Origin of the sequence: Streptomyces glaucus (assembly GCF_039533365.1) — a bacterium.
GTDB lineage: Bacteria > Actinomycetota > Actinomycetes > Streptomycetales > Streptomycetaceae > Streptomyces > Streptomyces glaucus.
Map to the genome: position 1 here is coordinate 51,640 of NZ_BAAATK010000020.1, position 21,195 is coordinate 72,834.

General features: G+C 73.0%; 16 protein-coding genes and 1 pseudogene. 15 read left to right on the forward strand and 2 right to left on the reverse strand.

Annotated elements, in window-relative coordinates; translation table 11 throughout:
* Positions 1 to 116 precede the first annotated feature (116 nt).
* From ABD363_RS16865 to ftsY, 4 genes are all read left to right on the forward strand, one after another.
* Positions 117 to 320 carry a hypothetical protein gene (locus ABD363_RS16865; protein ID WP_344604242.1) on the forward strand — a complete coding sequence of 68 codons (204 nt, stop codon included), beginning with the start codon at positions 117 to 119 and terminating at the stop codon, positions 318 to 320.
* Positions 321 to 530: 210 nt separating this feature from the next.
* The gene (smc, locus tag ABD363_RS16870) at positions 531 to 4,085 is read left to right on the forward strand and encodes a chromosome segregation protein SMC (RefSeq protein ID WP_344604244.1); all 3,555 of its coding nucleotides are present in this window, start codon (positions 531 to 533) and stop codon (positions 4,083 to 4,085) included.
* A gap of 225 nt (positions 4,086 to 4,310) precedes the next feature.
* Entirely contained in the window at positions 4,311 to 5,729 is a 1,419-nt protein-coding gene (locus ABD363_RS16875) for a sugar porter family MFS transporter (RefSeq protein ID WP_344604246.1), read from the forward strand.
* A 274-nt stretch (positions 5,730 to 6,003) separates the two neighbouring features.
* Positions 6,004 to 7,209, forward strand: coding sequence for a signal recognition particle-docking protein FtsY (gene ftsY, locus ABD363_RS16880; RefSeq protein ID WP_344604362.1), 1,206 nt, complete (start codon positions 6,004 to 6,006; stop codon positions 7,207 to 7,209).
* Positions 7,210 to 7,357: 148 nt separating this feature from the next.
* Here the strand turns inward: ftsY and ABD363_RS16885 are convergent, their stop codons facing one another.
* Complete coding sequence (locus ABD363_RS16885) at positions 7,358 to 8,023, reverse strand: bifunctional DNA primase/polymerase (RefSeq protein ID WP_344604248.1); 666 nt, start codon at positions 8,021 to 8,023, stop codon at positions 7,358 to 7,360.
* A 443-nt stretch (positions 8,024 to 8,466) separates the two neighbouring features.
* Between ABD363_RS16885 and nsdA the strand changes: the two genes are divergently transcribed.
* The 5 genes from nsdA (at position 8,467) to ffh (ending at position 16,236) form a co-directional block, all read left to right on the forward strand.
* A complete protein-coding gene (gene nsdA, locus ABD363_RS16890; RefSeq protein ID WP_344604250.1) occupies positions 8,467 to 9,951 on the forward strand; it encodes a transcriptional repressor NsdA in 1,485 nt (494 codons plus the stop codon).
* 325 nt (positions 9,952 to 10,276) lie between these two features.
* Positions 10,277 to 11,617, forward strand: coding sequence for an ammonium transporter (locus tag ABD363_RS16895; protein ID WP_344604252.1), 1,341 nt, complete (start codon positions 10,277 to 10,279; stop codon positions 11,615 to 11,617).
* Positions 11,614 to 11,952, forward strand: coding sequence for a P-II family nitrogen regulator (locus tag ABD363_RS16900; RefSeq protein ID WP_344604254.1), 339 nt, complete (start codon positions 11,614 to 11,616; stop codon positions 11,950 to 11,952). The genes ABD363_RS16895 and ABD363_RS16900 overlap by 4 nt, the downstream gene beginning before the upstream one ends.
* Before the next feature lie 23 nt (positions 11,953 to 11,975).
* Entirely contained in the window at positions 11,976 to 14,471 is a 2,496-nt protein-coding gene (locus tag ABD363_RS16905) for a [protein-PII] uridylyltransferase (RefSeq protein WP_344604255.1), read from the forward strand.
* A 214-nt stretch (positions 14,472 to 14,685) separates the two neighbouring features.
* Positions 14,686 to 16,236 (forward strand): signal recognition particle protein, encoded by a 1,551-nt coding sequence (gene ffh, locus ABD363_RS16910; RefSeq protein ID WP_344604257.1) that lies wholly within the window; start codon positions 14,686 to 14,688, stop codon positions 16,234 to 16,236.
* A gap of 86 nt (positions 16,237 to 16,322) precedes the next feature.
* Here ffh and ABD363_RS16915 read toward each other — a convergent pair whose 3' ends face one another.
* Positions 16,323 to 17,189 carry an SAM-dependent methyltransferase gene (locus tag ABD363_RS16915; protein WP_344604259.1) on the reverse strand — a complete coding sequence of 289 codons (867 nt, stop codon included), beginning with the start codon at positions 17,187 to 17,189 and terminating at the stop codon, positions 16,323 to 16,325.
* 198 nt (positions 17,190 to 17,387) lie between these two features.
* On the opposite strand from ABD363_RS16915, the pseudogene ABD363_RS16920 reads away from it, so the two are divergent.
* From ABD363_RS16920 to trmD, 6 genes and pseudogenes are all read left to right on the forward strand, one after another.
* Positions 17,388 to 17,654: pseudogene (locus tag ABD363_RS16920) on the forward strand (proline--tRNA ligase); the annotation flags it as partial.
* A gap of 369 nt (positions 17,655 to 18,023) precedes the next feature.
* Positions 18,024 to 18,626, forward strand: coding sequence for a hypothetical protein (locus ABD363_RS16925; RefSeq protein ID WP_344604260.1), 603 nt, complete (start codon positions 18,024 to 18,026; stop codon positions 18,624 to 18,626).
* A 315-nt stretch (positions 18,627 to 18,941) separates the two neighbouring features.
* On the forward strand, positions 18,942 to 19,361 hold the full coding sequence (gene rpsP / locus ABD363_RS16930; RefSeq protein WP_344604261.1) for a 30S ribosomal protein S16: 420 nt from the start codon (positions 18,942 to 18,944) through the stop codon (positions 19,359 to 19,361).
* A gap of 2 nt (positions 19,362 to 19,363) precedes the next feature.
* Complete coding sequence (locus tag ABD363_RS16935; protein WP_003973401.1) at positions 19,364 to 19,603, forward strand: RNA-binding protein; 240 nt, start codon at positions 19,364 to 19,366, stop codon at positions 19,601 to 19,603.
* Between the two features lie 83 nt (positions 19,604 to 19,686).
* Entirely contained in the window at positions 19,687 to 20,229 is a 543-nt protein-coding gene (rimM, locus tag ABD363_RS16940) for a ribosome maturation factor RimM (protein ID WP_344604263.1), read from the forward strand.
* Positions 20,229 to 21,062 carry a tRNA (guanosine(37)-N1)-methyltransferase TrmD gene (gene trmD / locus ABD363_RS16945; protein WP_344604265.1) on the forward strand — a complete coding sequence of 278 codons (834 nt, stop codon included), beginning with the start codon at positions 20,229 to 20,231 and terminating at the stop codon, positions 21,060 to 21,062. Before rimM ends, trmD begins: the two co-directional genes overlap by 1 nt.
* The last annotated feature ends 133 nt before the right edge of the window (positions 21,063 to 21,195 follow it).

Below are 21,195 nucleotides of genomic sequence, written 5' to 3' on the forward strand. Positions count from 1 at the left end.
GACTGTTTGGCATGAATGAACGGCAGCACAACTCCACAGTGCCAGGCGCTCCGGGTGCGAATCCCTCACGACCCACACCGCATCGGTCGGTCACTCATTGTGGAGGACCATCCATCATGGCAAAGGCGCTTCTCGGTTACGTCGGCGGCTCCGACCCTCGACTCCTCGCCGAGATGCGACGGCTCCAGCAGCGCGTCCAGGACCTGGAATCCGAGCTCGTACGGATCCAGGCGGAGAACGACGCGCTGGCGGCTGCCGCTTCTCACGACAGGATCATGGAGAGCGCTGACGCACACCAGGCGGAGCCTGCGCTCACCTGATCACTGCACCGCTCCACAAAAGCACAAGCAGTGGTCGGGCCGTCCGTACGACCGCTCATGTGTCAGAGTTGCAAGGGACGCCTCGGCGTCCCTTCTTTCTTGCTCCGCGCATCCTTTCACTCTCTTTAACGTTTGGTGTGCCCTGCCTGTTCAGCGGCGAAACCGCGGGTTCGTGGAGTGGGCCGGACCCGCAGAGTAGAGTCCGACGGCGTGCACCTCAAGGCCCTGACCCTGCGCGGGTTCAAGTCGTTCGCCTCGGCGACCACCCTCCGGTTCGAGCCGGGGATCACGTGTGTCGTCGGCCCGAACGGCTCGGGCAAGTCCAACGTCGTGGACGCGCTCAGCTGGGTCATGGGTGAGCAGGGCGCCAAGTCGCTGCGCGGCGGCAAGATGGAGGACGTCATCTTCGCCGGCACCACCGGCCGCCCGCCGCTGGGCCGCGCCGAGGTGTCCTTGACCATCGACAACTCCGACGGCGCGCTGCCCATCGAGTACTCCGAGGTCACCATCACGCGGATCATGTTCCGCAACGGCGGCAGCGAGTACCAGATCAACGGCGACACCTGCCGGCTCCTCGACATCCAGGAACTGCTGTCCGACTCCGGCATCGGCCGCGAGATGCACGTCATCGTCGGCCAGGGGCAGCTCGACTCCGTGCTGCACGCCGACCCGACGGGCCGCCGCGCCTTCATCGAGGAGGCCGCCGGCGTCCTCAAGCACCGCAAGCGCAAGGAGAAGGCGCTGCGCAAGCTGGACGCGATGCAGGCCAACCTCGCGCGCGTGCAGGACCTCACCGACGAACTGCGCCGCCGGCTCAAGCCGCTCGGCCGGCAGGCCGCCGTCGCCCGCAGGGCCGCCGTCATCCAGGCCGACCTGCGCGACGCCCGCCTGCGGCTGCTGGCCGACGACCTGGTGCGGCTGCGCGAAGCGCTCCGGGCCGAGATCGCCGACGAGGCCGCGCTCAAGGCCCGCAAGGAAGCCGCCGAGCAGCAGCTGGAGCAGGCGCTGCGGCGCGAGGCCCTGCTGGAGGACGAGGTCCGCCGGCTCGCCCCGCGCCTGCAGCGCGCCCAGCGGACCTGGTACGAGCTCTCCCAGCTCGCCGAGCGGGTGCGCGGCACGGTCTCGCTGGCCGACGCGCGCGTGCGGAGCGCCACCTCCGCGCCCGTCGAGGAGCGGCGCGGCCGCGACCCGGAGGACCTGGAGCGCGAGGCCGCCCGCGTCCGCGAGCAGGAGGCCGAGCTCGAAGCGGCTCTGGAGGCGGCCCGGCGCGCCCTGGAGGACACGGTCGCCCACCGCGCCGAACTGGAACGCGGACTCGCCCAGGAGGAGCGGCGCCTGAGGGACGCCGCCCGCGCCATCGCGGACCGTCGCGAGGGCCTGGCCCGGCTGAAGGGGCAGGTCGGCGCGGCCCGTTCGCGCGCCGCCGCCGCCCAGGCCGAGATCGACCGGCTGGCCGCCGCCCGTGACGAGGCCCGGGAACGCGCCGTCCGCGCCCAGGAGGAGTACGAGGCGCTGAAGGCCGAGGTCGACGGCCTCGACGCCGGCGACACGGAACTGGCCGAGCGGCACGCGGCGGCCGGACGGCGGCTCGCCGAGGCCGAGGCCGCCCTCACCGCCGCCCGCGAGGCGGCCACCGCGGCCGAACGCGGACGCGCCGCCACCCAGGCCCGCCACGACGCCCTGGCCATGGGCCTGCGCCGCAAGGACGGCACCGGCGCGCTGCTCGCCGCGCGGGACCGCCTGTCCGGTCTGCTCGGCCCGGCCACCGAACTGCTCACCGTGGCGCCCGGATACGAGGTCCCCCTCGCCGCGGCCTTCGGCGCCGCCGCCGACGCCCTCGTGGTGACCGGCCCGTCCGCGGCCGCCGACGCCATCCGGCTGCTGCGCGAGCAGGACGCGGGCCGCGCCGCCCTCCTGCTCGCCGGCGCCCCCGGTGACGCACCGCGCGAGGCACCCGCCGACGGGCCGCCGTACGCCGCCGACCTGGTGCGCGGCCCCGCCGAACTCATGCCCGCCGTACGACGGCTGCTGCGCGGGATCGTCGTCGTGGACACCCTGGAGGACGCCGAGGACCTGGTGCGCGCGCGGCCCGGGCTGACCGCCGTCACCGCCGGGGGCGACGTGCTGGGCGCGCACTTCGCGCAGGGCGGTTCCGCCGGGGCGCCGAGCCTGCTGGAGGTCCAGGCCGCGGTGGACGAGGCCGCCGCCGAGCTGGCGGAGCTGGCGGTGCGGTGCGAGGAACTGGCCGGGGCGCAGGCCGCCGCGGCCGAGCGGCGCACGGAGTGCGCCGCGCTCGTCGAGGAGCTGGGGGAGCGGCGGCGGGCCGCCGAGCGGGAGAAGTCGGCCGTCGCCCAGCAGCTCGGGCGGCTCGCCGGCCGGGCGCGGGGCGCCGCCGAGGAGGCCGAGCGCTCCGCCGCCGCGGCGGCCCGGGCGCAGGAGGCCCTCGACCAGGCCCGCCAGGAGGCCGAGGAGCTCGCCGAACGGCTCGCCGTCGCCGAGGAGATGCCGGTCGAGGAGGAGCCCGACACGTCGGTACGGGACCGGCTCGCCGCCGACGGCGCCAACGCCCGCCAGACCGAGATGGAGGCCCGCCTCCAGGTCCGTACGCACGAGGAGCGGGTCAAGGGCCTCGCCGGGCGGGCCGACTCGCTCGACCGGGCCGCCCGCGCGGAACGCGAGGCCCGCGCGCGTGCCGAGCGGCGGCGGGCCCGGCTGCGGCACGAGGCGGCCGTCGCCGCGGCCGTCGCCGCCGGCGCCCGCCGGCTGCTCGCGCACGTCGAGGTCTCCCTCGCCCGCGCGGACGCCGGACGCGCCGCCGCCGAGGCCGCCAAGGCGCAGCGTGAGCAGGAACTCGCCCGGGCCCGTGCCGAAGGGCGCGACCTCAAGGCCGAGCTCGACAAGCTGACGGATTCGGTGCACCGCGGCGAGGTACTCGGTGCCGAGAAGCGGCTGCGCATCGAGCAGCTGGAGACGAAGGCGCTGGAGGAGCTGGGTGTCGAACCGGCGGGGCTGGTCGAGGAGTACGGCCCGCACCGGCTCGTGCCGCCCGCGCCCCCCGCCGAGGGCGAGGAGCTCCCGGAGGATCCGGAGCACCCGCGCAACCGGCCCCGGCCCTTCGTCCGGGCCGAGCAGGAGAAGCGGCTGAAGGCGGCCGAGCGGGCGTACCAGCAGCTCGGCAAGGTCAACCCGCTCGCCCTGGAGGAGTTCGCCGCGCTGGAGGAACGCCACCGGTTCCTCAGCGAGCAGCTGGAGGACCTGAAGAAGACCCGTGCCGACCTGCTCCAGGTCGTCAGGGAGGTCGACGAACGCGTCGAGCAGGTCTTCACCGAGGCGTTCCGCGACACCGCCCGCGAGTTCGAGGGCGTGTTCGGCCGGCTCTTCCCGGGCGGCGAGGGACGGCTGGTGCTGACCGACCCGGACCACATGCTCACCACGGGCGTCGACGTCGAGGCGCGCCCGCCGGGCAAGAAGGTCAAGCGCCTCTCCCTGCTCTCCGGCGGTGAGCGGTCGCTGACCGCCGTGGCGCTGCTGGTGTCGATCTTCAAGGCGCGGCCCAGCCCGTTCTACGTCATGGACGAGGTCGAGGCGGCGCTGGACGACACCAACCTGCAACGGCTGATCCGGATCATGCAGGAGCTGCGGGAGACCTCGCAGCTGATCGTGATCACGCACCAGAAGCGGACGATGGAGATCGCCGACGCCCTCTATGGCGTGTCCATGCAGGGCGATGGTGTGTCGAAGGTCATCTCCCAGCGCCTCCGCTGATGCGTGTCACCTACACAGGCCTTCACCTGCGCTCCCAAGAATCTTCAACTCTTTAACCCAAGTCCGGAGAGTCGTGGCTGAAAACTCACATGACTTGGCCTATTGACTTCGAAACTTGAAGGCATAGTCTCTGCAACGTTGCTTTTACCTTCAGGTACCTTCAAGCGGCACCTCGAAGGGCTCACCCCCACCCCGGCAGCGTTGCCGGTGGCCCGAGGAGTACACGTGACCAGCACTGCGCAGGCACCTCAGACAGGAGCCAGGACGGCTCAACCCGATCATCTCGGGCACGTCATCTTCATCGCGGCGGCGGCCGCGATGGGCGGCTTCCTCTTCGGCTACGACAGCTCCGTGATCAACGGCGCCGTCGAGGCCGTCCGGGACCGCTACGACATCGGCTCGGCGGCGCTGGCGCAGGTCATCGCCATCGCCCTGATCGGCTGCGCCATCGGTGCCGCGACCGCCGGCCGCATAGCCGACCGCATCGGACGCATCCGGTGCATGCAGATCGCCGCGGTCCTCTTCACGATCAGCGCCGTCGGCTCCGCGCTGCCGTTCTCGCTGTACGACCTCGCCTTCTGGCGTGTCGTCGGCGGCTTCGCCATCGGCATGGCCTCCGTGATCGGCCCGGCCTACATCGCCGAGGTCGCGCCGCCCGCCTACCGAGGCCGCCTGGGCTCCTTCCAGCAGGCCGCGATCGTCGTCGGCATCGCCGTGTCGCAGCTGGTCAACTGGGGTCTGCTGAACGCCGCCGACGGCGACCAGCGCGGTGAGCTGATGGGCCTGGAGGCCTGGCAGCTGATGCTCGGCGTCATGGTCGTCCCGGCGATCCTGTACGGCCTGCTCTCCTTCGCGATCCCCGAGTCCCCCCGCTTCCTGATCTCCGTGGGCAAGCACGAGCGCGCCCGTGAGATCCTCGCCGAGGTCGAGGGCAAGGACGTCGACCTGGACGCCCGCGTGACCGAGATCGAGTCGGCGATGCAGCGCGAGGAGAAGTCCAGCTTCAAGGACCTGCTCGGCGGCAGCTTCTTCTTCAAGCCGATCGTCTGGATCGGTATCGGCCTGTCGGTCTTCCAGCAGTTCGTCGGCATCAACGTCGCGTTCTACTACTCCTCGACGCTGTGGCAGTCGGTCGGCGTCGACCCGACGAACTCGTTCTTCTACTCCTTCACCACGTCGATCATCAACATCGTCGGCACCGTGATCGCGATGATCTTCGTGGACCGCGTCGGCCGCAAGCCGCTCGCCGTCATCGGCTCGATCGGCATGGTCGTCGGCCTGGCGCTGGAGGCCTGGGCGTTCTCCTACGACCTGGTCGACGGCAAGCTGCCCGCCACCCAGGGCTGGGTCGCCCTGATCGCCGCCCACGTGTTCGTGCTCTTCTTCGCCCTGTCCTGGGGTGTGGTCGTCTGGGTCATGCTCGGCGAGATGTTCCCGAACAAGATCCGCGCCGCCGCCCTGGGCGTGGCCGCCGCCGCCCAGTGGATCGCCAACTGGGCCATCACCGCGAGCTTCCCGTCGCTGGCCGACTGGAACCTCTCCGTCACCTACGTGATCTACACGGTCTTCGCCGCGCTCTCCGTCCCGTTCGTCCTGAAGTTCGTGAAGGAGACCAAGGGCAAGGCCCTGGAGGAGATGGGCTGAGCCTCGCCAGGAGGCCTCGGCCCCGAGGAGACCCGAGGAGAAGGGCCAAGTCCCCGCTGCCCCTCTCCTCGCACCCGAAAGGCGTACCGCCCCGGCCCACCCGCGTGTGGCCGGGGCGGTACGCCTTCGCGGCGCCGCGCCCGTGCCGGCGCCCGCCCGGGACGGACGACCGGTGCGGGCCCCGCGACCGCCCGCCGGGCCCGGAGGGCGGATGACGGCGCGTCAGATGTTCGCCGGGGTGTCGTGGGGGTCCATGGCCGATACTGGACGGGTTATGGACATCGTCATCCTTGCTGTAGTCATCGCCGTGGTCGTGCTCGGCGCGCTCGGCGGGCTCGTCGTCGGCGGTCTGCGCAGGAAGCAGCTGCCCCCGCCGCCCCCCGCCGCGCCCGACATCACCGCCCCCCCGGCCGAGCCGCACGTCGGCGACGAGGCCGAGACGCCGCAGGAGGAACCGCGGCGCACGATAGAAGAGGTGGATCTCCCGGACGGCGGCACGGCTCCCGTCGTGGTCGAGGAGCCGCCGACCGTCGAGGCCCCCGGGATCGAGATCCCGGAGCCCACCGCGGGGCGCCTCGTGCGCCTGCGCGCCCGCCTGTCCCGTTCGCAGAACGCCCTCGGCAAGGGCCTGCTCGTCCTGCTGTCGCGCGAGCACCTCGACGAGGACACCTGGGAGGAGGTCGAGGACACGCTGCTCACCGCCGACGTCGGCGTGCAGCCCACCCAGGAGCTGGTCGAGCGGCTCCGCGAGCGGGTGAAGGTGCTCGGCACCCGCACCCCCGCGGAGCTCCGCGGCCTGCTGCGCGAGGAGCTGGTCAAGCTGGTCGGCCCCGAGATGGACCGCACGGTCAGGACCGAGCCGGAGACCGGCGGGCCCGGCATCGTGATGGTCGTCGGCGTCAACGGCACCGGCAAGACCACCACCACCGGCAAGCTGGCCCGCGTCCTGGTCGCCGACGGCCGCAGCGTCGTCCTCGGCGCCGCCGACACCTTCCGCGCCGCCGCCGCCGACCAGCTGCAGACCTGGGGCGAGCGGGTCGGCGCCCACACCGTGCGCGGCCCGGAGGGCGGCGACCCCGCCTCCGTCGCCTTCGACGCGGTCAAGGAGGGCAAGGAGATCGGCGCGGACGTCGTCCTCATCGACACCGCGGGCCGGCTGCACACCAAGACCGGGCTCATGGACGAGCTCGGCAAGGTCAAGCGCGTGGTGGAGAAGCAGGCCCCGCTGGACGAGGTGCTGCTCGTGCTCGACGCCACCACCGGCCAGAACGGCCTGGTGCAGGCCCGGGTCTTCGCCGAGGTGGTCGACATCACCGGCATCGTCCTCACCAAGCTGGACGGCACGGCCAAGGGCGGCATCGTGGTCGCCGTGCAGCGCGAGCTGGGCGTGCCGGTCAAGCTGGTCGGCCTCGGTGAAGGACCCGACGACCTGGCGCCGTTCGAGCCGGAGGCGTTCGTCGACGCCCTCATCGGGGAGTGAGCGACCGCCGCCCCGGGATTCCTGGAAGAAGCGCCCGTTTCCGCCTCGTGGCGGGGACGGGCGCTTTTGTTCGCACGGCTGAGCCGGCGCTCCGCGTGCGCGCAGGGGCCCGCCGGAGCCCGGAATCCTCCCGTGGGGACGCCGGGGGTCAGGCCCGCGACCGATGGGCCAGATACGCCAGCGTGCCCAGCAGCAGCCGGGCCGCCGGAGGACGCGTCGCCGAGTCGAGGGCCGGCGGGCGGAGCCAGCGGACCGGGCCGAGACCGGCGCGGTCGGAGGGCGGGACCGTGATGTGCGCACCCGGGCCGAGGCCGCGCAGGTCGAGGGAGGACGGGTCGTCCCAGCCCATGCGGTAGAGCAGCCGCGGCAGCTCGGCGGCGGCGCCGGGGGCGACGAAGAAGTGGGCGCGTCCCTCCGGGGTCACGGTGACCGGGCCGAGGGGCAGGCCCATGCGCTCCAGCCGGGGCAGGGCGCGGCGCCCGGCCGGCTCGGCCACCTCGATCACGTCGAAGGTCCGCCCGACCGGCAGCATCACCGAGGCGCCCGGAACCTCGCCCCAGGCCTCGGCCACCTCGTCCAGCGTCGCCCCGGCCGGGATCTCCGGCGCGAAGCCCAGCGGATGGGCGCCCGGCGCGCTGCAGTCGGGGCGCCCGCAGGAGCAGGCGCCCGCGGCGGCCCGTGCCCCCGGCACGACGTCCCATCCCCACAGCCCGGTGAACTCGGCCACGGCGGTGCACTCCGACGAGCGGCCGCGGCGGCGCGAGCCGGACCGGATGTCACGGATCACCCGACTGCTGCCGATCGTGAAGCCCATACCCCCTCCAACGGGTCCGGCGCACCGAGGGTTACGCAGTGGACGTACGACGTGACTTTCTGTATTCCGCATCCCCGGTGCCGCGCGTTCCAGACAGCGCCTTGAAGCACTCGGGTGACGCGTTCGGTGACACGCGCCCCTGTATGCACCGCTGCGCCCGTTCCCGGTCGCCGGTGTCAAGTGAATCGCGTGGAGGTCGCCATGAGTTCATTCGAAGGGGTGGCGAATGGTGGCGTTTACGCATGGGGCGCGGCTGGACGGGTGATCGTAGAACTACTTTGTGTGCACGAGCCCGGAGGCACATGCATCCGCGAGTATGCCGGAGGCAAGTCGATTTTCCGCCCGAGGGGCGGGAACCGCCGGACACGCGGCCGCGGGCACCGGCATCCTGGCAGGGCTCGGCGCACTCGACGACACGTGGTCTCAGGGATGGGGGCGTTCCAGTGAGCGGCAACGGCGACGGCGGGACGAACGCTTCGGCGACGCACGCCGACAAACGTCCCAACGAGCTGCTCACCTCGTGGTTCGTGCGCAGCGGCTGGTCCAAGGGCGAACTCGCCCGGCAGGTCAACCGCAGGGCACGCCGGCTGGGCGCCCATCACGTCTCCACCGACACCTCGCGGGTGCGCCGCTGGCTGGACGGCGAGATGCCGCGCGAGCCGATCCCCCGCATCCTCTCCGAGCTGTTCTCGGAGCGCTTCGGCGTCGTCGTCTCCGTCGAGGACCTGGGACTGCGCACCGCACGGCAGTCCCCGTCCACGACCGGCGTCGACCTGCCCTGGACGGGCCCGCAGACCGTGGCCCTGCTCAGCGAGTTCTCGCGCAGCGACCTGATGCTGGCGCGGCGCGGCTTCCTCGGGACCTCGCTGGCCCTGTCCGCGGGCCCGTCCCTCATCGAACCCATGCAGCGCTGGCTCGTCCCCACGTCCCCCGCCCCGCGCCAGGAACCCGAGCCCGCCGCACACGCGCGCGGCCGCCTGTCCAAGCCGGAACTGGACCTGCTGGAGACCACCACCGTGATGTTCCGGCGGTGGGACGCCCAGTGCGGCGGCGGCCTGCGCCGCAAGGCGGTCGTCGGCCAGCTGCACGAGGTGACCGATCTGCTGCAGGAGCCCCAGCCCGAGACGACCACCCGGACGCTGTTCAAGGTGGCCGCCGAACTCGCCGAGCTGGCCGGCTGGATGTCGTACGACGTCGGGCTGCAGCCCACCGCGCAGAAGTACTTCGTCCTCGCGCTGCACGCCGCCAAGGAGGCGGGCGACCGGCCGCTCGGCTCGTACATCCTCTCCAGCATGAGCCGGCAGATGATCCACCTCGGCCGGCCCGACGACGCCCTGGAGCTGATCCACCTCGCGCAGTACGGCAGCCGGGACTGCGCGAGCCCGCGCACCCAGGCGATGCTGTATGCGATGGAGGCCCGCGCCTACGCCAACATGGGCCAGCCCGGCAGGTGCAAGCGCGCCGTGCGGATGGCCGAGGACACCTTCGCCGAGGCCCAGGAGTGGGACGAGCCGGAGCCCGACTGGATCCGCTTCTTCTCCGAGGCCGAGCTGTACGCCGAGAACTCCCACTCCTTCCGCGACCTCGCCTACGTCGCCGGCCGCAGCCCCACGTACGCCTCCCTGGCCGAGCCGCTGATGAGCCGGGCGGTGGAACTCTTCGCCGAGGACGGGGAGCACCAGCGGTCGTACGCGCTGAACCTGATCGGCATGGCCACCGTGCACCTGCTGCGGCGCGAGCCCGAGCAGGGCGCGGCCTTCGCCACGCGCGCCCTGCAGGTCGCGCAGAAGGTCCGCTCCGAACGCGTCACCACGCGTATCCGGAAGACGGTCGACACCGCCGTCCGCGACTTCGGCGACCTCGCCGAGATCAGGGACCTGGGCGCGCGGCTGGCCACCGAGCTGCCCGACACCGCGGAAGCGGTCTGACCCCGTGAGCCCCGGCCGCGGCCGGCCCTCCCGCACTGCCCGGCCCGGCCCTCCCGCGCCAGGTCACGGGAGGGCCGCCGCGGCCGGTCCGCGTCACCTCGGACGCCGTCACCCGTGAAGGTTGCGCCACGATAACGATCCGGTCGGCGGACATCTCACGGTTCATCGACCCGTAACACGCACAGCGCCTTCGTCACGGCGGCGAAACAACGAGGGGCTTCCGCCGAAACCGCGCTGCGCCAGTCTCGTGGCGCATAACCGGCCCACCCCTCCATCCGCTCAGGCTTCGCCCGCACGGGGCCGTACCAACGACGAGGAGACGCCGATGGCACCAGCCATCACGCTCGCCGCAGAGACGGAACTCTCTGCCGCCAACACGGGCTTCATGCTCATCTGCTCCGCCCTGGTGATGCTCATGACCCCGGGGCTGGCCTTCTTCTACGGAGGCATGGTCCGCGTCAAGAGCACCCTGAACATGCTGATGATGAGCTTCATCAGCCTGGGCATCGTCACCGTCCTGTGGGTGCTGTACGGCTTCTCCCTCGCCTTCGGCACGGACTCCGGCAGCGTCATCGGCTGGAACTCCGACTGGGTGGGCCTGCGCGACATCGGCCTGACCGAGCTGTGGGACGGCTACACCATCCCGGTCTTCGTGTTCCTGGTCTTCCAGCTGATGTTCGCCGTCCTCACGCCGGCCCTGATCAGCGGCGCCCTCGCGGACCGCGTCAGGTTCACCGCCTGGGCGCTGTTCGTCGCCCTGTGGGCCACGGTCGTCTACTTCCCGGTCGCGCACTGGGTGTGGGGCGCCGGCGGCTGGGCCTTCGAACTGGGCGTGATCGACTTCGCCGGCGGCACGGCCGTCCACATCAACGCCGGTGCCGCGGCGCTCGGCGTGATCCTGGTCATCGGCAAGCGCGTCGGCTTCAAGAAGGACCCGATGCGCCCGCACAGCCTGCCGCTGGTGATGCTCGGCGCGGGCCTGCTGTGGTTCGGCTGGTTCGGCTTCAACGCCGGCTCCTGGCTCGGCAACGATGACGGCGTCGGCGCGCTGATGTTCGTCAACACCCAGGTCGCCACCGCCGCCGCCGTGCTGGGCTGGCTCGCCTACGAGAAGATCCGCCACGGCGCGTTCACCACGCTGGGAGCCGCCTCCGGCGCGGTCGCGGGCCTGGTCGCCATCACCCCGGCCGGCGGCGCGGTCTCCCCGCTCGGCGCGATCGCCGTCGGTGTCGTCGCCGGCGTGCTGTGCGCCATGGCCGTCGGCCTGAAGTACAAGTTCGGCTACGACGACTCTCTCGACGTGGTCGGCGTCCACCTCGTCGGCGGCATCCTCGGTTCCCTGCTCATCGGCTTCTTCGCCACCGGCGAGGGCCAGTCCGACGTCGCGGGCCTGTTCTACGGCGGCGGCCTGGACCAGTTCTGGAAGCAGTGCGCCGGCGTCTTCGGCGTCCTCGCCTACTCCCTGGTCGTCTCCGCGGTCCTCGCCCTCCTCCTCGACCGGACCATCGGCATGCGGGTCTCCGAGGACGACGAGATCACCGGTATCGACCAGGCCGAGCACGCCGAGACCGCATACGACTTCAGCGGCGCCGGCGGCGGAGCCGCCAGGACCGCCGCCGCCCCGGCCGCCGTGGCCGGCGCCGAGAGCAGGAAGGTGGACGCATGAAGCTCATCACCGCCGTCGTGAAGCCGCACCGGCTCGACGAGATCAAGGAGGCCCTGCAGGCCTTCGGAGTGCACGGCCTCACGGTCACCGAGGCCAGCGGCTACGGCCGTCAGCGGGGCCACACCGAGGTCTACCGGGGCGCCGAGTACACCGTCGACCTCGTTCCCAAGATCCGCATCGAGGTGCTGGTCGAGGACGAGGACGCCGAGCAGCTGATCGACGTCGTCGTCAAGGCGGCCCGCACCGGCAAGATCGGCGACGGCAAGGTCTGGTCCCTGCCGGTCGAGACGGCCGTGCGGGTCCGGACCGGCGAACGCGGCCCGGACGCGCTCTGACGAGGGAAGACGGGAGTCGCCGGGTGACGCGTGCGGATGTGCGGGAAGAAGCGGAGGACTCGGGACCCGGCGGCTACGCGGCGGCCCGGCTGCGCCTCCTCACCGAGGGGGCGCGGTCCGGGCCGCCGCGCCGTGCGGCCCTCGCGGACCTGACCGACGAGTGGCTGGCCGGCCTGTTCGCCGGGGCGGCCGAGGGACTCGGGGGCGTCTCGCTGGTCGCCGTCGGCGGCTACGGCCGCGGCGAGCTGTCCCCGCGCAGCGACCTGGACCTGCTCCTGCTGCACGACGGCAGCGACGCCAAGGCGGTCGCCGAGCTCGCCGACCGCCTCTGGTACCCGGTCTGGGACCTGGGCCTGGCCCTCGACCACTCCGTACGCACCCCGGCCGAGGCGCGCAAGACGGCCGGCGAGGACCTCAAGGTCCAGCTCGGCCTGCTGGACGCCCGGCACCTCGCCGGCGACCTCGGCCTCACCACCGGGCTGCGCACGGCGGTCCTCGCCGACTGGCGCAACCAGGCCCCCAGGCGCCTCCCCGAACTCCGGCAGCTGTGCGCCGAACGCGCCGAGCGCCAGGGGGAGCTGCAGTACCTCCTGGAGCCGGACCTGAAGGAGGCGCGCGGCGGGCTGCGGGACGCCACCGCCCTGCGCGCCGTCGCCGCCTCCTGGCTCGCCGACGCCCCGCGCGAGGGCCTCGCCGACGCCCGGCGCCGGCTGCTCGACGTCCGCGACGCGCTGCACCTGGCGACCGGGCGCGCCACCGACCGGCTCGCGCTGCAGGACCAGGACCAGGTGGCGGCCGGGCTCGGGCTGCTCGACGCCGACACGCTGCTGCGGCAGGTGTACGAGGCCGCGCGGGTCATCTCGTACGCCGGCGACGTCACCTGGCGTGAAGTGGGGCGTGTGCTGCGGTCGCGCGCCGTACGGCCGCGGCTGCGCGCACTGGCGGGGGAGCGCGGCGACTTCCTCAGAAGGGCGGTGGCGGGCGACAGGAGGACGCCGGGTGGGAAGCAGCCCGCCGAGAGGTCCCCGCTGGCGGAAGGGGTCGTGGAGCAGGACGGCGAGGTGGTGCTCGCCCGCGCCGCGCGCCCCGAGCGTGATCCCGTGCTTCCGCTGCGTGCCGCGGCCGCCGCCGCGCAGGCCGGACTTCCGCTCTCCCGGCACGCCGTCCGGCACATGGCGGCCGCCGTGCGCCCCCTGCCCACGCCCTGGCCCGCCGAGGCCCGCGAACAGCTGGTGACCCTGCTGGGCTCCGGCCGCCCCGCCGTCGAGGTCTGGGAGGCGCTGGAGGCCGAGGGCCTGATCACCCGGCTGCTGCCCGACTGGGAGCGGGTGCGCTGCCGCCCGCAGCGCAACGCCGTGCACCTGTGGACCGTCGACCGGCACCTCGTCGAGACCGCCGTCCGCGCCTCCGCGTTCACCCGCCGGGTCGGCCGCCCCGACCTGCTGCTGGTCGCCGCGCTGCTGCACGACATCGGCAAGGGCTGGCCCGGCGACCACTCCGTGGCCGGCGAGATCATCGCCGAGGACGTCGCCGCCCGCATCGGCTTCGACCGCGCCGACGTCGCCGTCCTCGCCACCCTCGTACGGCACCACCTGCTGCTCGTCGAGACCGCCACCCGGCGCGACCTGGACGACCCGGCCACCGTGCGGTCCGTCGCCGAGGCGGTCGGCACGCAGGGCACCCTGGAGCTGCTGCACGCCCTCACCGAGGCCGACGCCCTCGCGACCGGGCCGGCCGCCTGGTCGTCCTGGCGCGGCTCTCTCGTCGCCGACCTGGTGAGACGGGTCTCGGCGGTCCTCGCCGGGGACGTCCCCGAGGAGCCCGAGCCCGCCGCGCCCACCGCCGAGCAGGAGCGGCTCGCCCTCGAGGCGGCCGCCACCGGCGGGCCCGTGCTGGCCCTGCGCGCGCAGACCGGACCACCGGCCGAGGAGCCGGCCGGGGACTTCGAACCGCTCGGCGTGGAGCTGCTGATCGCCGTACCGGACCAGCCGGGCGTGCTGCCCGCGGTGGCCGGCGTGCTGGCCGTGCACCGCCTGACGGTCCGCGCGGCCGAGCTGCGCGCGATGGACCTCCCGGCCGGCGTCGAGGGCTCCGTGCTGCTGCTGGACTGGCGGGTCGCCGCCGAGTACGGCTCCCTGCCGCAGGCCGCCCGGCTCCGCGCCGACCTGGTCCGCGCCCTGGACGGCTCCCTGGACGTCGCCGGCCGGCTCGCCGAGCGGGACGCCGCCTACCCCCGGCGCCGGGGCGTGGTCGCGCCCCCGCCGCGGGTCACCGTCCACCCGGCCGCGTCCCGCCTGGCCACGGTGATCGAGGTGCGCGCGCAGGACGCGCCGGGGCTGCTGTTCCGCATCGGGCGGGCGCTGGAGGACGCGCGGGTCCGGGTGCGCAGCGCGCACGTGTCCACGCTGGGCGCCAACGCCGTCGACGCCTTCTACGTGACGGATCCCACGGGCGCGCCCCTGCCGGGCGAGGAGGCGGACGCGGTGGCGCGGAGGCTGGAGGGGGCGCTGCGGGGATGACCGGCGGCCCGCCCCGGGCCGCGTTCTCCCGCCGCGGCCCGGGGCGGGGGCGGTCCGCGGCGCGGCACGGGCCGTCGGCCCGGGACCGGTCCCGGACCGGCGGCGGACCGGCTCCCCGCCGGTCGCACGCGGCGGGCGGGGACCATTCGCTTGCCGGGCCGGATACCCTGGAAGACGCTCAGAACTGCCCCCGACTCCGAGGACCGACGCCGCCGTGTTCGACACTCTCTCCGATCGCCTTTCAGCGACCTTCAGGAATCTGCGCGGCAAGGGGCGCCTGAGCGAAGCGGACATCGACGCCACGGCGCGCGAGATCCGCATCGCGCTGCTCGAGGCGGACGTGGCGCTGCCGGTCGTCCGGAGCTTCATCAAGAACGTCAAGGAGCGCGCCCTCGGCGCCGAGGTCTCGCGGGCGCTGAACCCGGCCCAGCAGGTCCTCAAGATCGTCAACGAGGAACTGGTCACCATCCTCGGCGGCGAGACCCGCCGGCTGCGCTTCGCCAAGCAGCCGCCGACCGTGATCATGCTGGCGGGCCTGCAGGGCGCCGGCAAGACCACCCTCGCGGGCAAGCTCGGCAAGTGGCTCAAGGAGCAGGGCCACTCGCCGCTGCTGGTCGCCTGCGACCTGCAGCGCCCGAACGCCGTGAACCAGCTCGGCGTGGTCGCCGAGCGGGCCGGGGTCGCGGTGTACGCGCCCGAGCCGGGCAACGGCGTCGGCGACCCGGTCAAGGTCGCCCGGGACTCCATCGACTTCGCCAGGTCCAAGGTCCACGACATCGTGATCGTGGACACCGCCGGCCGCCTCGGCATCGACCAGGAGATGATGCAGCAGGCCGCGGACATCCGGGACGCGGTCTCCCCGGACGAGATCCTGTTCGTCGTCGACGCGATGATCGGCCAGGACGCCGTCAACACGGCCGAGGCCTTCCGCGACGGCGTCGGCTTCGACGGCGTGGTGCTCTCCAAGCTCGACGGCGACGCCCGCGGTGGTGCGGCCCTGTCGATCCGCCAGATCACCGGCAAGCCGATCATGTTCGCGTCGAACGGCGAGAAGCTCGACGACTTCGACGCCTTCCACCCGGACCGGATGGCCTCCCGCATCCTCGACATGGGTGACCTGCTCACCCTGATCGAGCAGGCGGAGAAGACGTTCAGCCAGGAAGAGGCCCAGAAGATGGCCTCCAAGCTGGCGTCCAAGAAGGGCCAGGAGTTCACGCTCGACGACTTCCTGGCCCAGATGGAGCAGGTCCGCAAGATGGGCTCCATCTCCAAGCTGCTCGGCATGCTGCCGGGCATGGGCCAGATCAAGGAGCAGATCAACAACATCGACGAGCGGGACGTCGACCGTACGGCCGCCATCATCAAGTCGATGACCCCGGCCGAGCGCCAGGACCCGACGATCATCAACGGCTCGCGCCGCGCCCGTATCGCGCGTGGTTCCGGCGTCGAGGTCAGCGCGGTGAAGAACCTGGTCGAGCGGTTCTTCGAGGCCCGCAAGATGATGTCCCGCATGGCCCAGGGCGGCGGCATGCCGGGGATGCCCGGGATGCCGGGCATGGGCGGCGGCCCCGGCCGGGCGAAGAAGCAGCAGAAGAAGGCCAAGGGCAAGCAGCGCTCCGGCAACCCGATGAAGCGCAAGCAGCAGGAGCAGGAGGCCGCCGCCCGGCGCGCCGCCGCGGCTCAGGGCGGCAACGCCTTCGGGCTGCCGCAGCAGGGCGGCAAGGACTTCGAACTGCCCGACGAGTTCAAGAAGTTCATGGGCTGACACCGTCCCGCCCGTACGCTCACGTCACCGGGGGCGCCCCCGCGCCGCGCGGGGGCGCCCCCGGTGACGTGAGCCCGTCCGGCCCGCTACGGCACCCGCGCGATCAGGTACCGGAACACGTTCGGCATCCACACCGTCCCGTCCGGGCGCTGGTACGGATGCAGGGCCTCGGTCAGCTCCTTGTCGACCTGCTCCCGGCCCGCCGCGGCGACCGCCGCGTCGAACAGCCCCGTCGACAGCAGCCCGCGCACCGCGCTGTCGGTGTCGGCGTACCCGAAGGGGCACGCCACCCGGCCGGAGCCGTCCGGCCTCAGCCCGGCCTGCCGGGCGGCCTCCTCCAGGTCGTCCCGGGCGGCGGGCCGCCAGCTCCTCGCGCCGCGCAGCGGGTCCGCCGGCCCGGTCGCCACCCGCAGCACCGCCGACGTGGCGCAGCGCTCCGGCGGCCCCCAGCCGGCCAGCACCACGGGCGCCCCCCGCTCGGCGAGCGGCGTCGCCTCCGCGAGCAGCTCACCCAGTCCTTCGGCGTCGCCCGCGCGGCACCCGACCGGCTCGAACGCGGTCACCAGCGTGTACGCGGGCGCGTGCGGGTCCTCCACGTCCCGGGGGGACCCGTCCACGATCCGGGCGTCCGCCCCCGCGCGCGTGTCCCAGGTCCCGGACGCCCCGGGCAGCAGCCGCTCCCGCGCGAGGGCCAGCCGTTCCGGGGAGGCGGTGTCGACACCGGTGACCGCGGCGCCCCGGGAAGCCGCCATCAGCAGGGCGAGCCCGGAACCGCAGCCGAGGCCCAGCACCCGTGCGCCGGGGCCCACTTCCAGCCGTTCGTAGACGGCCTCGTAGAGCGGTACGAGCATTCTCTCCTGTATCTCGGACCAGTCACGCGCGCGGGCCCGCAGGTCCACGCGGGGGGCGCCCCCCGCGTGAGGTGGATGCTGCCGCACGAGCGTAGGTGTCATATGTAAGCGCCCCATTCCGACGAGAGTTGCCCTGTGCACCATGACGTGGCCTCTGTGCAGTGCGCCCGCACACCCCCCGTATGCCAGGAAACTCCGGGCCCGGCGTGTCGTCCAGGGGTAGCGGGGCCCGGTTTACGGGATGCTCGGCCATATGGCGAGATTTCACATCCCGGCAACCTGGACCCGTACCATCGCGCCATGGCCAAGGCACCCGTTCCCACGCCCCGGGCGGACGGCTTCCCGCGCCGGTACCGGGACCTGATCGGCAAGGCCGGGCCGGCCGGCGACGGGCCGGTGCGCGGCACCCTGGTCATCCGGCCGTACGGCTACGGGCCGTGGGAGCGGATGCAGGCCGAGACGGACGCCCGGAGCGAGCGGACCGGCGCCCGGAACGCCTGCTTCCCCCTGCTGGTCCCCCTGCCGTACCTCACCCGGGAGGCCGGCCACGTCGAGGGCTTCGCGCCCGGGCCGGCCGGACACGCGGTGACCGTACGCTGTCTGGCCGCCGAGGACGGGTCGGTGCCGGACGACGGCGACGCACCCGGTAACGTCGCGATCGTCGCCCGCGCCCACCGAGACGGCGCCTTCCTCGCGGGAGCGGCCGAAAGGCCTCTTGCGCCCCCGCGGACACGGCCGCCCCGGCGCGCACGCATCGGCCACGCGCCGGGGCGTACGTCAGGCTACGCACCGGCTTGGCACGAGCTGTGAGGCTTCTCCGCGGTTCGGCGCACCCGCCCTCGTCGGGGCGCATCGGCGGCAACTGACGGGTACGTGCAAATTATTTGGGATGCCCCGGAATAGGAACACAGCGGCACCCCGGCTCGTTGCCGTTACGTGAGCACGACACCACCTGTTCTCGCCGCAGAGCTGGCGCAGGCGTGGGCCGACATTCAGCGGTACCACCCCGAGCTGCCCGATCTTGCCGCGCCCGAGTCCCTGATCGGAGAGTCGTCGTCCGCCTGCGGGCACGAGCTCTCCTTCGAGCGACTGCTCCATGAGGCAGTCCACGGCATCGCCGCCGCGCGCGGAGTCCGCGACACCTCCCGCGCCGGCCGCTACCACAACCGCAGATTCCTCGCGATCGCCGAGGAGCTGGGCCTGGACCACCCCGAGGAACCGCATCCCAGCAGCGGCTTCTCGCTGGTCACGCTCACCCCCGAGGCGAAGCGCCGCTACCGCACGACGATCGAACGCCTCCAGCGCGCGCTGAAGGCCCACTCGGCCGCGACCTCGTCCGACACCTCCCGCACCTTCCGCGGCCCGGCCGCCCGCCACGGTTCCTCCGGCGGCGGCGTCCGCGTCAAGGCGGTCTGCGACTGCGGCCGCAACGTCCGGGTCGTCCCGTCGGTCCTGGCCCAGGCCCCGATCGTGTGCGGCGGCTGCGGCAAGCCCTTCCGCATCCCGGAACCGGAGGTCGTGGGCGCGGGGGCGCGCTGACGTGCTCGACCGGCATCTCGTGGCTGCCGGTCGAGCACGCGACGCGTGGGGCGCCGTCGGGGGGCGCCCCGCGGCCCCGGGCCGCGCACCCGGCGTACGGTCACCGCGACGCCGGGTGCCTCTCCCGTCTGCCCCGCCGCGCCCCCTCGGCTCGGAGCGGCTCGTGGGGTATGGCACAATGGCTAGCTGTACTCGACAGCCGCACAGGACCCCTCTCTCCTCCGGCTGACGCGTCCATCGGGCACTCGGGTACCGCAACCCCACGCGGCCGTCTCGCCGTGCCCCACCACGTCAATTCCAGGAGAACCCACTCCCGTGGCAGTCAAGATCAAGCTGAAGCGTCTGGGCAAGATCCGTTCGCCTCACTACCGCATCGTCGTCGCCGACTCCCGTACCCGCCGTGACGGCCGGGCCATCGAGGAGATCGGCAAGTACCACCCGACGTACAACCCGTCGGTGATCGAGGTCGACAGCGAGCGTGTGGCGTACTGGCTCTCCGTCGGCGCTCAGCCCACCGAGCCCGTGCTCGCCATCCTGAAGAAGACCGGCGACTGGCAGAAGTTCAAGGGCGAGCCCGCCCCCGCGCCGCTGCTGCAGCCGGCCGAGAAGCCCGCGCGTCCGTCCTTCGAGGCGCTCGCCGGCGAGGACGAGGGCAAGGGCGAGGCGATCACCCAGAAGAAGAAGGCTGATAAGAAGGACGAGGCGTCCGCCGAGTCCGAGTCGACCGAGGCCTGAGGATGCTCGAGGAGGCTCTTGAGCACCTCGTGAAGGGCATCGTCGACAACCCTGACGATGTGCAGGTCGCCTCGCGCAACCTGCGTCGCGGACGTGTGCTCGAGGTCCGGGTGCACCCGGACGACCTCGGCAAGGTGATCGGCCGCAACGGCCGCACCGCACGTGCTCTGCGCACCGTCGTGGGCGCCATCGGCGGCCGCGGTGTCCGGGTCGACCTCGTCGACGTGGACCACGTCCGCTGACGCTTCGCAGCACCGGCTCGGGCCGGGGAGGGCCGCTGGGCCGTCCCCGGCCCGTAGTCGTTCCAGACAGGAGATCTTCACAAGTGCAGCTGGTAGTCGCACGGATCGGCCGCGCCCACGGCATCAAGGGCGAGGTCACCGTGGAGGTACGTACCGACGAGCCGGAGCTCAGGCTCGCCCCCGGCGCCGTCCTGGCCACCGATCCCGCGTCCGTGGGACCGCTGACCATCGCGAGCGGCCGTGTGCACAGCGGCCGTCTCCTCCTGCGCTTCGAGGGCGTCGCCGACCGCAACGCGGCCGAGGCCCTGCGCAACACCCTCCTGATCGCCGACGTCGACCCGGACGAACTGCCCGAGGGCGAGGACGAGTACTACGACCACCAGCTGATCGACCTCGACGTCGTCACCAAGGACGGTGCGGAGGTCGGCCGGATCACCGAGATCTCGCACCTGCCCGCGCAGGACCTGTTCGTCGTGGAGCGCCCGGACGGCAGCGAGGTCTTCATCCCGTTCGTCGAGGAGATCGTCACCGAGATCGACCTCGACGAACAGCGGGCGGTCGTCGACCCGCCGCCCGGCCTGATCGACGACCGGGCCGAGATCGCCTCCTCCCGGGAAGAAGTCTGATGCGGCTCGACGTCGTCACGATCTTCCCCGAGTACCTGGACCCCCTGAACGTCTCCCTGGTCGGCAAGGCCCGCGCGCGCGGGCAGCTGAACGTGTACGTGCACGACCTGCGCGACTGGACGCACGACCGGCACCACACCGTCGACGACACGCCGTACGGCGGCGGACCCGGCATGGTCATGAAGACCGGGCCGTGGGGAGAGGCGCTGGACTCCGTCCTGGCGGACGGCTACGAGACGGGCTCCCGCGAGCCCGCCCTCGTCGTGCCCACGCCCAGCGGCCGCCCCTTCACCCAGGAACTCGCCGTCCACCTCTCCGAGCGGCCCTGGCTGATCTTCACGCCCGCCCGCTACGAGGGCATCGACCGCCGCGTCGTCGACGAGTACGCCACCCGCATGCCCGTCTACGAGGTCTCCATCGGCGACTACGTCCTCGCCGGCGGCGAGGCGGCCGTCCTGGTCGTCACGGAGGCCGTGGCCCGGCTGCTGCCCGGAGTCCTCGGCAACGCCGAGTCCCACCGGGACGACTCCTTCGCGCCCGGCGCCATGGCCGGCCTCCTGGAGGGGCCCGTCTACACCAAGCCGCCCGAGTGGCGCGGCCGGGGCATCCCGGAGGTGCTGCTCAGCGGCCACCACGGAAGGATCGCCCGCTGGCGCCGGGACGAGGCCCTGCGCCGCACGACGGTCCACCGGCCCGACCTCATCGAGCGCTGCGACCCCAGGGCTTTCGACAAGAAGGACCGGGAGACGCTCTCCGTCCTGGGCTGGGAACCGGACCCGGAGGGGGAGCCGTACGGCCGATTTTGGCGCAGGGTCGACGGCGTGGAAGAATAGGCCGCTGCTGTGCGCCCGTCCGGCGCGCGTCCCTGCCGCAGGGGGACACGACGCCCGCCCCGACCCGCGCAGCCCTGATCCGACACCCCTAGTTTCCGTTGATGACCTGCGGCATCAGCGAAGAAAGCAGACG

Bases quoted from the DNA above. Each gene is read 5' to 3' on its own strand.
- ABD363_RS16895 (WP_344604252.1), top strand. From the start codon at position 10,277: ATGGCACCAGCCATCACGCTCGCCGCAGAGACGGAACTCTCTGCCGCC.
- ftsY (WP_344604362.1), top strand. From the start codon at position 6,004: ATGGACATCGTCATCCTTGCTGTAGTCATCGCCGTGGTCGTGCTCGGC.
- ABD363_RS16935 (WP_003973401.1), top strand. From the start codon at position 19,364: ATGCTCGAGGAGGCTCTTGAGCACCTCGTGAAGGGCATCGTCGACAAC.
- ABD363_RS16915 (WP_344604259.1), bottom strand. From the start codon at position 17,189: ATGACACCTACGCTCGTGCGGCAGCATCCACCTCACGCGGGGGGCGCC.
- ABD363_RS16865 (WP_344604242.1), top strand. From the start codon at position 117: ATGGCAAAGGCGCTTCTCGGTTACGTCGGCGGCTCCGACCCTCGACTC.
- ABD363_RS16885 (WP_344604248.1), bottom strand. From the start codon at position 8,023: ATGGGCTTCACGATCGGCAGCAGTCGGGTGATCCGTGACATCCGGTCC.
- trmD (WP_344604265.1), top strand. From the start codon at position 20,229: ATGCGGCTCGACGTCGTCACGATCTTCCCCGAGTACCTGGACCCCCTG.
- ABD363_RS16900 (WP_344604254.1), top strand. From the start codon at position 11,614: ATGAAGCTCATCACCGCCGTCGTGAAGCCGCACCGGCTCGACGAGATC.